This is a genomic window from Sphaerotilus sp. FB-3, assembly GCF_023706025.1.
GTDB classification, from domain to species: domain Bacteria; phylum Pseudomonadota; class Gammaproteobacteria; order Burkholderiales; family Burkholderiaceae_C; genus Sphaerotilus; species Sphaerotilus sulfidivorans.
Genome location: NZ_BQWE01000010.1, coordinates 1 through 13,352 on the forward strand (window position 1 = coordinate 1; position 13,352 = coordinate 13,352).

The 13,352-nt window shown below is 67.2% G+C and carries 11 protein-coding genes and 3 pseudogenes; 2 read left to right on the forward strand and 12 right to left on the reverse strand.

Annotated elements, in window-relative coordinates:
• Positions 1–83: 83 nt before the first annotated feature.
• The 3 genes and pseudogenes from NFT33_RS04345 to NFT33_RS04355 all read right to left on the reverse strand — a co-directional run.
• Positions 84–2,732: pseudogene (locus tag NFT33_RS04345) on the reverse strand (Tn3 family transposase); the annotation flags it as partial.
• Between the two features lie 2 nt (positions 2,733–2,734).
• Positions 2,735–2,905 (reverse strand): helix-turn-helix domain-containing protein, encoded by a 171-nt coding sequence (locus NFT33_RS04350; RefSeq protein ID WP_446829081.1) that lies wholly within the window; start codon positions 2,903–2,905, stop codon positions 2,735–2,737.
• A complete protein-coding gene (locus NFT33_RS04355) occupies positions 2,898–4,103 on the reverse strand; it encodes an ISAs1 family transposase (RefSeq protein ID WP_251673441.1) in 1,206 nt (401 codons plus the stop codon). The genes NFT33_RS04350 and NFT33_RS04355 overlap by 8 nt, the downstream gene beginning before the upstream one ends.
• Before the next feature lie 190 nt (positions 4,104–4,293).
• Between NFT33_RS04355 and NFT33_RS04360 the strand changes: the two genes are divergently transcribed.
• Positions 4,294–4,503, forward strand: a complete 210-nt coding sequence (locus tag NFT33_RS04360) for a hypothetical protein (protein ID WP_251673442.1) — start codon at positions 4,294–4,296, stop codon at positions 4,501–4,503.
• 46 nt (positions 4,504–4,549) lie between these two features.
• On the opposite strand, the gene nirD is transcribed toward NFT33_RS04360, so the two are convergent.
• From nirD to NFT33_RS04380, 4 genes and pseudogenes are all read right to left on the reverse strand, one after another.
• On the reverse strand, positions 4,550–4,891 hold the full coding sequence (gene nirD, locus NFT33_RS04365; protein ID WP_251673444.1) for a nitrite reductase small subunit NirD: 342 nt from the start codon (positions 4,889–4,891) through the stop codon (positions 4,550–4,552).
• A gap of 15 nt (positions 4,892–4,906) precedes the next feature.
• Positions 4,907–7,456, reverse strand: a complete 2,550-nt coding sequence (gene nirB, locus NFT33_RS04370; RefSeq protein ID WP_251673446.1) for a nitrite reductase large subunit NirB — start codon at positions 7,454–7,456, stop codon at positions 4,907–4,909.
• Between the two features lie 471 nt (positions 7,457–7,927).
• Positions 7,928–9,457: a subtype B tannase gene (locus NFT33_RS04375; RefSeq protein WP_251673447.1), complete on the reverse strand. Its 1,530-nt coding sequence runs from the start codon at positions 9,455–9,457 to the stop codon at positions 7,928–7,930.
• Between the two features lie 78 nt (positions 9,458–9,535).
• Positions 9,536–9,940, reverse strand: a pseudogene (locus NFT33_RS04380) (putative Na+/H+ antiporter); the annotation flags it as partial.
• A gap of 61 nt (positions 9,941–10,001) precedes the next feature.
• Between NFT33_RS04380 and NFT33_RS19300 the strand changes: the two are divergent.
• Positions 10,002–10,082: pseudogene (locus NFT33_RS19300) on the forward strand (IS5/IS1182 family transposase); the annotation flags it as partial.
• Between the two features lie 100 nt (positions 10,083–10,182).
• Here NFT33_RS19300 and NFT33_RS04390 read toward each other — a convergent pair.
• The 5 genes from NFT33_RS04390 to NFT33_RS04410 are packed head-to-tail and all read right to left on the reverse strand — an operon-like array spanning position 10,183 to position 13,352.
• Complete coding sequence (locus NFT33_RS04390) at positions 10,183–10,572, reverse strand: Na+/H+ antiporter subunit G (protein WP_251673449.1); 390 nt, start codon at positions 10,570–10,572, stop codon at positions 10,183–10,185.
• 5 nt (positions 10,573–10,577) lie between these two features.
• Positions 10,578–10,862 carry a K+/H+ antiporter subunit F gene (locus tag NFT33_RS04395; RefSeq protein ID WP_251673451.1) on the reverse strand — a complete coding sequence of 95 codons (285 nt, stop codon included), beginning with the start codon at positions 10,860–10,862 and terminating at the stop codon, positions 10,578–10,580.
• Positions 10,862–11,410 (reverse strand): Na+/H+ antiporter subunit E, encoded by a 549-nt coding sequence (locus NFT33_RS04400; protein ID WP_251673453.1) that lies wholly within the window; start codon positions 11,408–11,410, stop codon positions 10,862–10,864. Before NFT33_RS04400 ends, NFT33_RS04395 begins: the two co-directional genes overlap by 1 nt.
• Positions 11,411–11,412: 2 nt before the next feature.
• Positions 11,413–13,014: a monovalent cation/H+ antiporter subunit D gene (locus NFT33_RS04405; RefSeq protein ID WP_251673455.1), complete on the reverse strand. Its 1,602-nt coding sequence runs from the start codon at positions 13,012–13,014 to the stop codon at positions 11,413–11,415.
• Positions 13,014–13,352, reverse strand: coding sequence for a Na+/H+ antiporter subunit C (locus NFT33_RS04410; protein ID WP_251673594.1), 339 nt, complete (start codon positions 13,350–13,352; stop codon positions 13,014–13,016). The genes NFT33_RS04405 and NFT33_RS04410 overlap by 1 nt, the downstream gene beginning before the upstream one ends.

Here is a 13,352-nt window from a genome sequence, read left to right on the forward strand (position 1 = left end):
GCCCCTTGATGCCCTCAAGTCCTGGCGGGCCAAGTCACCCGACTTGTTCAAGAAGCGGCCAAAGAATCTCCCGGGTCTTGACACTTATTCAGCCCCGCATGGACGCGGCGGCGCAGCTCCACGCTTTGCAGCCAATCCAAAATGAACAGCGTGCGCTCGATGCGCCCCAGCTCGCGCAACGCCACGGCCAAGCCGTTCTGGCGCGGGTAGCTGCCGAGTTTGCGCAGCATCAGCGAAGCCGTTACCGTGCCTTGCTTGATGGAGGTGGCCAGCCGCAGAATTTCATCCCAATGGGCGCGTATTTGCTTGATGTTCAGCCTGTCGCTGCTAATCATCGGCTTGAGCGCGTCATAGGCGGCATCGCCCTTGGGGATGAATAGCTTGGTTTCGCCCAAGTCACGGATACGCGGCGCGAAGCGAAATCCCAGCAAATGCATCAAGCCAAACACGTGATCGGTGAAGCCTGCCGTGTCGGTGTAGTGTTCCTCGATGCGCAAGTCCGACTCGTGGTACAGCAGGCCATCAAGCACGTAAGTTGAATCACGAATGCCCACGTTGACCACCTTGGCACTGAAGGGCGCGTACTGGTCGGAGATATGGGTGTAGAAAGTCCGTCCTGGACTGCTTCCATACTTCGGGTTGATATGACCAGTGCTTTCTGCTTTGCTGCCGGTTCTGAAGTTCTGGCCGTCCGACGATGACGTGGTGCCGTCACCCCAGTTGCCGGCGAAGGGTTGCCGAAACTGCGCATTCACCAGCTCGGCCAGCGCCGTCGAATAGGTTTCATCGCGGATGTGCCAGGCTTGCAGCCAAGACAGCTTGGCGTAGGTGGTGCCAGGGCAGGACTCGGCCATTTTGGTCAGACCCAGGTTGATCGCGTCGGCCAGGATCGTCGTCAACAGCAAGGTTTTGTCCTTGGCCGTGTCGCTGGTCTTCAGGTGTGTGAAGTGGCGGGTGAAGCCCGTCCATTCATCGACCTCCATCAGCAACTCGGTGATTTTGAGGTGCGGCAGCAGCATAGCTGTCTGGTCGATCATGGCTTGCGCGGCGTCTGGTACTGCCGCGTCCAGCGGCGTGATCTTCAGGCCTGACGCGGTGGTGATGATGGCATCCGGTAAGTCGTTGGCCGCAGCCATGCGGTTGACTGTGGCGAGTTGCGCCTCCAACAATTCCAACCGGTCATGCAGGTATTGGTCGCAGTCGGTGGCCACTGCCAGCGGCAATTCGCTGGCCAGCTTCAAAGTGGCGAACTTCTCGACCGGCACCAGGTATTCGTCGAAGTCCTTGAACTGGCGAGAACCCTGCACCCAGACATCACCGGAGCGCAGCGCGTTCTTCAGCTCCGACAGGGCGCATAACTCGTAGTAACGCCGGTCGATGCCGTCGTCGGTCAGAACCAGCTTTGCCCAGCGCGGCTTGATGAATGCGGTTGGCGCATCGGCGGGCACCTTGCGCGCGCTGTCGCTGTTCATGCCGCGCAGCATGTCGATGGCATCGAGCACACCCTTGGCGGCGGGCGCAGCCCGCAATTTGAGCACGCCCAGGAACTGCGGCGCGTAGCGGCGTAGCGTGGCATAGCTTTCACCGATGTGGTGCAGGAAATCAAAGTCGGCAGGCCGCGCCAATGTTTGCGCTTCGGTGACGCTGGCGGCGAAGGTGTCCCAGGGCATAACGGCCTCGATGGCGGCGAACGGATCGCTGCCGCTTTGCTTGGCCTCAATCAACGCTTGACCGATGCGCCCATACATCCGCACCTTGTCGTTGATCGCCTTGCCGGAAGCCTGGAACTGCTGCTGATGCTTGTTCTTGGCCGCGTTGAACAGCTTGCCGATGATGCGATCGTGAAGGTCGATGATTTCATCGGTGACGGTGGCCATGCCTTCGATGGCCAGCGCTACCAGCGTGGCATAGCGTCGTTGCACCTCGAACTTTGCCAGATCAGCAGGCGTCATCTGGCCACCTTCACGAGCGATTTTGAGCAGGCGGTTCTGGTGAACCTGCCGCTCGATGCCTGCGGGCAGATCAAGTGCTTGCCAGGATTTCAGGCGCTCAATATGTTCGAGCATGTGGCGAGAGTTCGGTTTGGCAGGCGACTGGCGCAGCCATGCCAGCCACGTCACTTTACTGCCGTCCTTGCGCTTGAGAAGTTCGTCCAGGCGCTGACGGTGGGGTGATAACAAAGAATCGGTCAGCGCCGCGTAAATGCGTCGGTTGGCACGGGTGATGGCCTCGGCGCTTGCGCGCTCGATGGCATTCATGGCGGGCAGGATAATGCTCTGCCGCCGCAGATTCTCGACAAGTGCGCTCGCCAGCACGATGCCTTTGTCGGTCTGCAAGGCCAGCTCGGTCAATGTATGCACGGCTTGCCGATAGTGGCTCATGGTGAAGGGCTTGAACCCAAAAACCGTTTGCAGCTCGACCAAGTGCTCCCGCCGTGTCTGTTCGCGCTGGCCGTACTCGCTCCAACTTTCCACTGGCATCTTGAGTTGCGCGGCCACCATGCGCAACAGGGGCGGAAACGGAGGCTCATCGACGCCCAAAAAGGTGCCAGGGAATCGCAAGTAGCAAAGCTGCACAGCGAAGCCCAATCGATTCGCGGCGCCGCGACGCTGACGGATCACCGACAGGTCGGTTTCGTTGAACGTGTAGTGCCGTATCAGTTCGTCTTTGGCATCTGGCAGTGCCAGCAGGCTTTCGCGCTCGGTGGCGGACAGGATTGAGCGGCGTGGCATGGTCAGTCTTCCCGCAGGTACTGGTACAAGGTTTCGCGGCTGATGCCGAAGTCACGGGCCACCAAGGTTTTTTGGTCGCCTGCCGCAACTCGCCGTTTCAACTCGGCAATTTGTTCGCTGTTCAGCGATTTCTTTCGTCCCCGGTAGGCACCCAGGGCGATTGCATTAGCCACCGCTCGAAATTTGTGCATGGCTGACTGAACCGGGCGTCAAGCCGAAGAGCCCTTGCAGGTAGTCATCGCTCCAGCCCATGCGCTTGCGCTTGGTCTTCTGGCTGCCCTTGCTGGCGTCGAGCTTGATCTGGTTCTGCGCGATGCGCCGCAGCGTGGCCATGTTGTGCGGGCCGTGGTCGCGCCGGATCAGGCAGGCATCTTCGCGGTAGTTGACGTCCAGCACCCAGTGGCAGTCGTTCTCGATGGCCCAGTGCGCCCGGATGGTGGCGTTGAAGGTCTGGGCGTCGAGCACCTCGGAGCTGATGTAGTAGCGCCAGCTCGGCTCGGGCGCCTGTTCGGTGCTGCGCGGGCCGAAGCGCCCTGAGCGCACCGGCTGGCGGGTGGACTGCACCAGCACCACGCTGCGCACGCCGGGCCAGTCCTGCAGCACCGGCGCGATGGCGCTCAGGTCATGGCAGACCACGCAGCGCCGCGTCTCGATGCGGCCGTGGCCCTTGTCGGTCTCGCTGTGCTCGTGCCAGGTGCGCCCGTCGGCCCGGGCCGGGGCTTGCTCCAGCAGGCCCTGCACCGCCTGGGCCAGCGTGGGCTGGTTGTTCTTGACCCCGATGATGTAGCCGGCACCCTCGTCGACCAGCTGCTGCACGATCGCCTTCTGGCAGCCCATCGCGTCCATCGTCACCGTGGCACCGCGCAGGTCCAGCCCGGCCAGCAGCTCCGGGATCGCGGTGATCTCGTTGCTCTTGGCCTGCGTCCTGATCTGCCCCAGCGTCACGCCCTTGCCGCAGTGCCAGGCCGTCACCAGGTGCAACGCCCCGTCCGCCGTGCGCGAGCCGCGCAGCGTCTTGCCGTCGATGGCAATGTGTTCCTGCGCCAGACTCGGGCAGATCTGCGCCATCCAGTTGCGGAAGCAGGCCTCGAAGCGCACCGAGTCCAGCATCGCGAACACCCGGCTGAACGTGTCGTGCGAGGCGATGCCCCGCTCGAAGGGCAGGAAGCGCCGCAGCCACTCCAGCTTGAACTCGCCCCACTCGCTCACGTCGACCCAGTCCTCGGCGCCGGCCGCCACCGCGCACAGCGCCGTCAGCAGCAGTTCCTGCAGCGGGTACTGGAAGCGCCCGCTCTGCCGGCGCGGATCGTCCAGGTCTTCAAAGCGCTGCATCAGCTTGTCGCCTGGGGCGGTCGTCGGGTGGTCTGGCATCGTGTCGTGGGGTGGCGAGGTCGGGCCGGATTGTTACCACTCAATCGGGGACTTGGCTAATGCAATTGCCCTGGCCTGAGCAGCGTTCAAACGATCCAACCAACGCACACGAAACCAGCGACTGACAGGGAGAGCAAGTTTCGGACTGCAAAACTACAATCGGTGTCTCTGCTGCGGCTGTGTGAATCATATGGAAGCACTATTCGAGCTGTTCGCTCCGCTGATTGGCTACTGGCGCGTGATGATTCCCACGCTTGCAGCCCTTCTGGTCGCGATGATTCTTGTGATCTTCTTCGACGCATTCACCGGTGGCTACGGCATGGGTTTGGTGCTGCTGGGTCTGGGCGGCGGCATGCTTTGGGAATTGAGCGCCAGCCAATCAAAACCCGGTCAGCCATGAAAAAAGCCGGCTCCCGCCGGCTTTTGAATTCACGGCCTCAGCCGAATCAGCTCGCCAGCCTCACCAGCACGCGGCCGTCCTCGACCTGCACCGGGTGCGCGCGCACCGACAGCTCGGGCTGCTCCAGGCAGACGCCGGTGCTCAGGTCGTAGTGCTGCTTGTACAGCGGCGAGGCCACGACGATCTGCTCGCCCAGGCTGCCGACCAGGCCGCGCGACAGCACGCTGGCGCCGGACTTCGGGTCGATGTTGTCGATGGCGAAGAAACGATCGGGGCCGACGCGGAAGACCGCGACATGGCGGCCCTCGACCAGGGCGCACACGCCGGTGTTGGGCAGGATCTCGTCGACCGCGCAGACGGCGGTCCAGTTCAGGGTGTCAAGGCTCATCTCGGGCTTCCGGGCTCAGGCGGTGGTGCGGTCGGTGGCGTCGGCGGCCGTCAGGGCGGCGGTCTCGCGCTCCTCGGGGCGGGCCGGACGGATCTGGCCGCGCTCCTCGACGAAGACGATGCGCTCGTCGGCCTTGTCGCTGTTGACGAAGCTCCTGAAGCGCGCCCGCACCGCCGGCGTGGTCACCGCGGTCTTCCATTCGCACTGGTAGGTGTCGACCACGCTCTGCATCTGCGCCTCCAGCTCGGCCGCCAGGCCCAGCCGGTCGTCGATCAGCACGCTCTTGAGGTAGTCCAGCCCGCCTTCCATGTTGTCGCGCCAGGTGCTGGTGCGCTGCAGGCGGTCGGCGGTCTTGACGTAGAACATCAGGAAGCGGTCGATCAGGCGGATCAGCTCGGCCTTGCTCAGGTCGGAGGCGATCAGCTCGGCGTGGCGGGGCTTCATGCCGCCGTTGCCGCACACATACAGGTTCCAGCCCTTGTCGGTGGCGATCACGCCCACGTCCTTGCCCTGCGCCTCGGCGCACTCCCGCGTGCAGCCCGAGACGCCGAACTTGATCTTGTGCGGCGCGCGCAGACCCTTGTAGCGGTTCTCCAGCTCGACGGCCAGACCGACCGAATCGTCGACGCCATAGCGGCACCAGGTCGAGCCGACGCAGCTCTTCACCGTGCGCAGCGACTTGCCGTAGGCGTGGCCCGATTCGAACCCGGCGGCGATCAGCTCCTCCCAGATCAGCGGCAGCTGCTCCAGCCGCGCGCCGAACATGTCGACCCGCGCGCCGCCGGTCACCTTGGTGTAGAGGCCGTACTTCTTGGCCACCGTGCCGACCGCGATCAGGCCGTCGGGCGTGACCTCGCCGCCCGGCATGCGCGGCACCACCGAATAGGTGCCGTCCTTCTGGATGTTGCCGAGGAAGTAGTCGTTGGAGTCCTGCAGCGCGGCCAGCTCGGGCTTGAGCACGAAGTCGTTCCAGACCGAGGCCAGCACGCTGGCGGCGGCTGGCTTGCAGATGTCGCAGCCCAGGCCCTTGCCGTGCTTGGCCAGCAGCTCCTCGAAGCTCTTGATCTGGCCGACGCGCACCAGGTGATACAGCTCCTGGCGCGAATAGGCGAAGTGCTCGCAGAGGTGGTTGTTGACCGCCATGCCGCGCTTGGCCATCTCGCTCTTCATCACCTGCGTGACCAGCGGCACGCAGCCGCCGCAGGTGGCGCCGGCCTTGCAGCCGGCCTTCAGCAGCGCGATGGTGGTGGCGCCGTTGCCCACCGCCTCGCAGATCTGGCCCTTGGTGACGTTGTTGCACGAGCAGATCTGCGCCGAGTCCGGCAGCGCGTCCGGGCCCAGGCCCGGCTTTTCCTTGCCTTCGCCCGAGGGCAGGATCAGGAACTCGGGGTCGGCCGGCAGCGCGATGCCGTTGAGCGCCATCTGCAGCAGCGTGCCGTATTCGGCCGCGTCGCCGATCAGCACCGCGCCCAGCAGCTGCCTGCCGTCGGCGCTGACCACGATCTTCTTGTAGATCTGGCGGATCTCGTCGGTGTAGCTGAAGGTCTTGCAGTGCGGCGTCCTGGCGTGCGCGTCGCCGATCGAGGCCACGTCCACGCCCATCAGCTTGAGCTTGGTGCTCATGTCGGCGCCGGTGAAGGCGGCCGAGGCATCGCCGGCGATCTGCCTGGCCACCACGCGGGCCATGTCGTAGCCGGGCGCGACCAGGCCGAAGGTCTGGTCGTTCCAGGCGGCGCATTCGCCGATCGCGTAGACCGCGGGGTCGGCGGTGCGGCACTGGCTGTCGATGGCGACGCCGCCGCGTGCGCCCACCGGCAGCAGGCTCTGGCGCGCCAGCTCGTCGCGCGGTCGGATGCCGGCGGAGAACACGATCATGTCGGTCTCCAGCCAGGTGCCGTCGGCGAAGACCATGCGGTGGCGCGCGGTGGCGCCGTCGACGATCTCGACGGTGTTGCGCCCGGTGTGCACCTGCACGCCGAGTTCCTCGATCTTGGTGCGCAGCACCCGACCGCCGGCCTCGTCGACCTGCACCGCCATCAGCCGCGGCGCGAACTCGACCACATGCGTCTGCAGCCCCAGGTCGCGCAGCGCCTTGGCGCATTCCAGCCCCAGCAGGCCGCCGCCGACCACCACGCCGCTCTTCGAGCGCGCGCCGCAGGCCTTCATGCCCTCCAGATCCTCGATCGTGCGGTAGACGAAGATGTCGGCGCGGTCGCGCCCCGGCACGCCCGGAACGAAGGGATAGGAGCCGGTGGCCAGCACCAGGCGGTCGTAGGGCAGCACCTCGCCGTCGGCGGTGGTGACGGTGTTGTCGCGGCGCTCGATCTTCACCGCCTGCGACTTCAGCCGCAGCGTGTAGCCGCTCTGCTCGAAGAAGCCGGGCGCCACCAGCGACAGGTCCTCGGCGCTCTTGCCGGAGAAGAACTCCGACAGGTGCACCCGGTCATAGGCGGCGCGCGGCTCCTCGCACAGCACCGTGACTTCGGCATCCTTCACACCGGCCTCGTGGAGGCTTTCCAGAAACTTGTGGCCCACCATGCCGTGGCCGACGACGACGATCTTCATGCGGTCTCCGTGATGACGGACCGGAAGAACCCGGCCGTCGAAGGTTCCGTCCGGGAGGCCGGCTCGGCTCGAGGGACGAGCGCAGGCGCACCGGGAAACGGAGAGAGAGGGAAAGAAAGGGAAGAAGGCGCGGACGACGGGGCGGCGATCGATGAACGATCAGGCCCGGTCCGTGCGGCGCGTGCGCGCCCTGCCGTCGTTGGCAGAGGCTGGGGGTAGCGGATGCCGGAGCTACCTTGCTTGCGTCAAACGGTGACAAGCAGGATGCGTGCCTGTCTGCATGGCCCGTGTTCAGGCCGGAAACACGTCTGGTGAACCCCAGAATGCACTATTGCAGTGCATCTGCGCCGCTTGAATCGGGCGCCGCCTGCGATGCGTGCGCCACGATGGGGACTGGTCAAGGCATGAATGCCGGATTGGCGGTGTCGGCGTCATCCTCGCGCAGGCGAGGATCCACGCCTGTCGCTGCGCTCAGCGCGTGCTGGCGCTCACCCGGTCGATCCAGCCGAACAGCTCGTCCAGATCGTAGTCGCCGCTGTGCGGTCGGTCCCAGGGCAGGGCCAGATCGACATTGCGGCCGTTCTGGCGCAGCCGCGCGGCCAGCATGACCGGCACCGCCAGCGAGGTGTCGCGGTCCATCGTGCCGTGGCGGATGCGCCAGTGCGGCGCCACGGTGGTCGCGCTCTGGCCGATGTGGTGCATCGGGTTCATCAGCCGCACCGTGCGCTCGTCGGCGCGACCGGCGCCCTCCACCCGGCTGTGCTGCGCCGAGAACGCGGTGAAGTGGCGCTTGTCGATGCGGCTGCTGCCGAAGAGCTGGTTCTCGCCGCTGTCGAGCGCCAGGCCGTCGAAGGCCGGCGGCAGCTTCAGCCGCACTGCGGCGAGGGCGTAGGCCTGGAAGTCGACCTCCTGTACCCGTCCGTCGCGGATCGTCAGCCAGCCGCGGCCCGACAGGTCGGCGCCGGCATCAAGCGTCTGCTGCGCCGAGGCGATCAGCAGCGACTTCACCTGGTCGAGAAAGCTGCCCCGCCCGTCGGCATCGAGGCGCAGCGGCCGGCCTGCGGCGTCGCGCAGCCCCAGTGCGTTCAGGTAGGCGGGAAAGGTCGCCCGCAGCGTGGTGGCCAGCTCGGCCTGCTCGGGCGAGAGCGTGCCGGCCACCTCGCGGCGCTGGACTTGGTAGTCCAGCATCGACATCTCGATGCGGCGGTAGTCGCGCACATGGCCGAACTGCCATTCGTAGGCGCCGTCGGCGTTCTCGAGGTTGGTGATCGGGCAGTAGGCGGAGACGGCGAAGATGTCGTCGCGCCCCGGTGCGGCGCCCACCGCCTGCAGCTCGGCCTGCAGCTCGGGCGTGTTGCCGCTGGCGCCCAGCAGCGCCGAGAGCGCGCCGCCGGCGCTGGTGCCGTTGGAGATGATGCGCTCGGTGTCGCCCGGCATCACCGCGTCATGGTGGCGCAGGAAGCGCACGGCGGCCTTCAGATCGACCAGCGCGGCCGGGGCCTTGCCGGTCCAGGTGCCGTCTGCGGCCTGCAGCGTGCGCCCGCGTGCGCCGGGCGAGGCCACCACCAGCCCGCGGGTCAGCGCCACCGCGATCGCCGAGGGCGGCTGCGTCTGGCCGGGCGCCGGCGGCGGGCCGGTGCGACCCTCCGGCGTGCCCGGCTTGGCCGGCATGTAGCCGCCGATCGAATTGGGCAGGAAGATCGGTGCGGTGCGCGCGGTGCGGCCCTCGATCTGGCCGCCCTGGAAATAGGCTTCCGGGATGTACAGGTTCATCACCTGCCACTGCGGCGCGACAGGGCGGCTGACATAGGCCAGACCCTCCCAGGCGCGCACGACGACGGTGCGGCCGCTGGCGCTGACCTCGCGGCGCTGGTAGCCGCGCTCGGGATCGAAGGCGGGCAGGGGGGCGGACGCGCCGGGCCGAAGGGCGGGAGAGCTGCAGGCGCTGGCCGCTGCGGCGGCCAGCAGCGACATCGTGAAGGTGCGACGGTCAATCATCATGTCTTTGACGATGCCAGTCGATCGTGCAGCCAGTGTGCAGCGGCGTTGCTGCACTGTTGCTGCCGCAGCGCTCGGAGCTCAGAGCAGCAGGAAGGCGCCCATCGCCACCAGCGTCGGTGCCAGTGCACCGGCCAGCAGGCCGAGCGCGCCGATCGACTCGTCCAGGAAGCCACGGCGCAGCAGCGCCGCACCCGCCGGGTTCGGCGCGTTGGCGATCACCGTCAGGCCGCCGCCGGCCACCGCGCCGGCCACCAGCATGTATTTCGCGGCCTCGCTGATGCCGGAGATCTGCGCGCCCAGGTAGGTGAGCGCGGCGTTGTCGGTGATCGCCGTCAGGCTGACCGCGCCGAAGAAGAGCGCCATCGGCTCCAGCCCCGACACCAGCGGCTGCAGCCACCAGCGCTGCAGGCCGCCAAGCACCACCAGCCCGGCCAGGAAGAAGCCCACCAGCAGCGCCTCCTTGATCAATGGGCGCTGGTGACGGACCTGTCGAGCATCGGGCGGGCGCGGAATGCCACCGCAACTCGATCGCCGCACGCTGGTGGATGCGTGCAAGAAGGTCAAGAGGCGCAAGCGCCATCTGGTGGTGGACACGCTCGGGTTGCTGCTGGCCGTCTCGGTGAGTGTTGAGGTCGCCACCTCCACCGCATGGGCTGGTTCGCTCAGGCGCAGCGCCTTCTGCGCAGGTTGACCCTGCTCAGTTGATTCTGTCTACAACCACTGAATCACGGGCGCCGCGGGGGGGTGTGTTGCGGCTGGTGCGGATCCACTGCCGGCGGCAACGGCGCCCGGCTGCGGACCTTCAGGTGCAGGGCCGCCTGGGCCATCAGATTGGCCGACACGGGCGCCGTCACGAACACGAACAAGGTGATCAGCAGTTCGGCGATGCCGGGGCGGCCCTGGGCCGAGGACAGCAGCATCGAGGCCAGCAGCACGCCGCCCACGCCCAGAGTCGAGGCCTTGGTCGGCGCGTGCAGGCGCATGTAGAAGTCCGGCAGTCGGGCCAGGCCGATCGCGCCGACCAGCAGGAAGAAGGCGGCCACCACGATCAGCGCCGCCGCGGTCCACTCGATCCAGACCGGCAGGTTCATCATCGTCTCCTTGATGGCAGTCATGTCCTTCACTTCTCCACCACATCGCCGCGGGTGAGGTAGCGGGCCAGCCCCACCGTGCCCACGAAGCCGAGCATCGCCACCAGCAAGGCCGCCTCGAACAGCAGCGCCGTGTTCCAGCGCAAGCCCAGCAGCACCACCAGCGCCACCACGTTCATGTAGAGCGTGTCGAGCGCCAGGATGCGGTCGGTGGTCTCCGGCCCGCGCCACAGGCGCCAGGCGCACAGGGCCATGGCGATGGCCACGGCCACGCTGGCCAGGTCCAATGCCCAGGACAGGACGGGAGCGTTCATCATGCAGCCTCCTTGCCCGCCTCGGCGGGGATGCCCAGCGCCCGCATCAGCGGGGCTTCGTAGCGTTGTTTCATGTCCTTGGCCATGGCGACGGGGTCATCGCCGTTGAGGGCATGGACCCAGATCACCCCCTGCTGCTCGTCGACCACGCAGGACACCGTGCCCGGCGTGGTGGTGATGATGCTGGCGAACAGGGCGTTGACCCGCTCGTTGCGGGTCGCCAGCGGCACGGGAATCCACAGCGGCGTGGGCTTGTCCATCGAGCCCAGCACCAGACGCGCCACGGTGATGTTGGACACCACGATGTCCCACAGCACCACCCCCGCGAGGGCGATCACGCTGGGCCAGTGCAGGCGGTCTGCGGGCTTGAGGAAACCGCCCACCAGCCGGGGAATGATCAGCCCGATCAGCACCGCCGACAGGACATGCACCAGCGCCAGGCTGTGCGACAAGGCCAGCCAGCTCACGCCGAGCAGCACGGACAGCAGCGGATGGTCGAACCAGCCCACGGGGCGCGCGGTGGCGGTGGTGTGCGAGGCAGTGCGCATGGTCAACGCTCTCCGGTGTAGGGGCGTGTGCTGTCGCCCAGGTCGCCCAGCACGGCGCGCTGGTAGGCGGCACGGTCGGCGAGCTGGGCGGCGGCCGCGTCGGTGTACTGCTTGACGGGGGAGGCCACCACGGCCAGGACCACGGTCATCGCCATGAACGCCCAGGTCGCCGAGAGCATCTTCAGGCTGCTGCCCGCGGCGGCGTGGCCGGTCGGCGCTGGCTGCAGGTGCCAGAACACGACCACGCCCGCCCGGGCCAGCCCCACGATGCTCAGGAAGCCGACCCCCAGCACCACGGTCCACAGCCAGGGCTGTGCGTCCAGGCCATGGCTGCTCTGCAGCACCATCAGCTTGCCCACAAAGCCCGGCAGCGGCGGCAGCCCCGCCGCCGACGCCGCGCCGAACAACATCATCAGGCCCAGCAGCATGGGCTCACGCACCGCATGGGCCGGCCTGAGCGCGTCCCCCGTCTCGCCGCGCTGTGCCGCCACCAGCTCCACCAGCAGGAACAGGCCGGCCACCACGATCGTGCTGTGCAGCGTGTAGTACAGCGCCGCCGACAAGGTCTCCGGCGTGAACAGGCCGACACCGGCCAGGATGGTGCCCACGGACGAGACGGTGAGGTAGGCCACCAGCCGGCCCAGGGTGTGGGCCGCCAGGGCGCCCAGCACCCCCAGCACGCTGGTCGTCAGGGCCAGGGGCAGCAGCCAGTCGGCCACGGCCAGCGAGGCTTCGCCGGCCTCCGTGCCGAAGATCATCCAGTGGGTGCGGATGATGCTGTAGACACCGACCTTGGTCATGATGGCGAACAGGGCGGCCACCGGCGCGCTGGCGGCGGCGTAGGTGCCGGGCAGCCAGAAGCACAGCGGCACCAGCGCAGCCTTCAGACCGAACACCACCAGGAGCACCAGCGCCGCCGCCTGGGCCAGCAGCGCCGCGTCGCCGGTCAGCCGGGCCACGCGCAGGGCCATGTCGGCCATGTTGAGCGTGCCGGTGACCGAGTACAGCATGGCCAGGCCGATCAGGAACAGGCCGGAGGCGGTCAGGTTGAGCACCACGTAGTGCACGCCCATGCGCAGGCGCTCCTTGCCTTGCCCGTGCAGCAGCAGCACATACGACGCGATCAGCAGGATCTCGAAGAACACGAACAGGTTGAACAGGTCACCCGTCAGGAAGGCCCCGCTCAGGCCCATGAGCTGGAACTGGAAGATCGCGTGGAAATAGCGCCCGCGCGCGTCCCAGCCACCCGTGGCGTACCACAGCACCGGCACCGCCACCAGATAGGTCAGCAGCACCATCAGGGCCGACAGGTGGTCCAGCACCAGCACGATGCCGAACGGCGCGGGCCACTCCCCCACCCGGTACACCACCAGCTCGCCCTGGCCGGCGCGCCAGACCATGGCGCAGGCCATGAGCAGGCCCGACAGCACCGAGGCCATGGCCACGCGGCGGTGCCAGCGCAGGCGCCCGAGATCGTGGCTGCCGCCCTGTCCGGCCATGCCGCCCTGATCGCCGATCAGCAGCAGGACCACGGCGGTGAGCGACGGCAGCACCACCGACAGCACCGGCGCATGCGCCCACCAGAACGCCAGCAGGCCCTCCATCACTTGCGCTCCTGGGCGGCGTCATGGCCATCGACATGGTCGGTGCCGCTCTCATGCCGGCTGCGCAAGGCCAGCTCGATCAGGAAGCCCGTCGTGGCGAACCCGATCACGATGGCGGTGAGCACCAGGGCCTGCGGCAAGGGATCGGCCACCGCCCCCTCGCCCACGAGGATGGGCTGCGCGTTGCTCCACAGGCGGCCCATGACGAAGATGAACACGTTGACGGCGTAGCCGATCAGGCTCAGGCCCAGCACCACCGGATAGGTGCGGCCACGCAGCAGCAGGTAGACCCCCGCAGCCATCACCACGCCCAGGCCGCTGGCCAGCAGCGCCTCCAT

Excerpts from the sequence above, each read along its gene's own strand:
- NFT33_RS04355 (WP_251673441.1), bottom strand. The coding sequence starts at position 4,103 with ATGCCAGACCACCCGACGACCGCCCCAGGCGACAAGCTGATGCAGCGC.
- NFT33_RS04360 (WP_251673442.1), top strand. The coding sequence starts at position 4,294 with ATGGAAGCACTATTCGAGCTGTTCGCTCCGCTGATTGGCTACTGGCGC.
- nirD (WP_251673444.1), bottom strand. The coding sequence starts at position 4,891 with ATGAGCCTTGACACCCTGAACTGGACCGCCGTCTGCGCGGTCGACGAG.
- nirB (WP_251673446.1), bottom strand. The coding sequence starts at position 7,456 with ATGAAGATCGTCGTCGTCGGCCACGGCATGGTGGGCCACAAGTTTCTG.
- NFT33_RS04375 (WP_251673447.1), bottom strand. The coding sequence starts at position 9,457 with ATGATGATTGACCGTCGCACCTTCACGATGTCGCTGCTGGCCGCCGCA.
- NFT33_RS04390 (WP_251673449.1), bottom strand. The coding sequence starts at position 10,572 with ATGACTGCCATCAAGGAGACGATGATGAACCTGCCGGTCTGGATCGAG.
- NFT33_RS04395 (WP_251673451.1), bottom strand. The coding sequence starts at position 10,862 with ATGAACGCTCCCGTCCTGTCCTGGGCATTGGACCTGGCCAGCGTGGCC.
- NFT33_RS04400 (WP_251673453.1), bottom strand. The coding sequence starts at position 11,410 with ATGCGCACTGCCTCGCACACCACCGCCACCGCGCGCCCCGTGGGCTGG.
- NFT33_RS04405 (WP_251673455.1), bottom strand. The coding sequence starts at position 13,014 with ATGGAGGGCCTGCTGGCGTTCTGGTGGGCGCATGCGCCGGTGCTGTCG.
- NFT33_RS04410 (WP_251673594.1), bottom strand. The coding sequence starts at position 13,352 with ATGGAGGCGCTGCTGGCCAGCGGCCTGGGCGTGGTGATGGCTGCGGGG.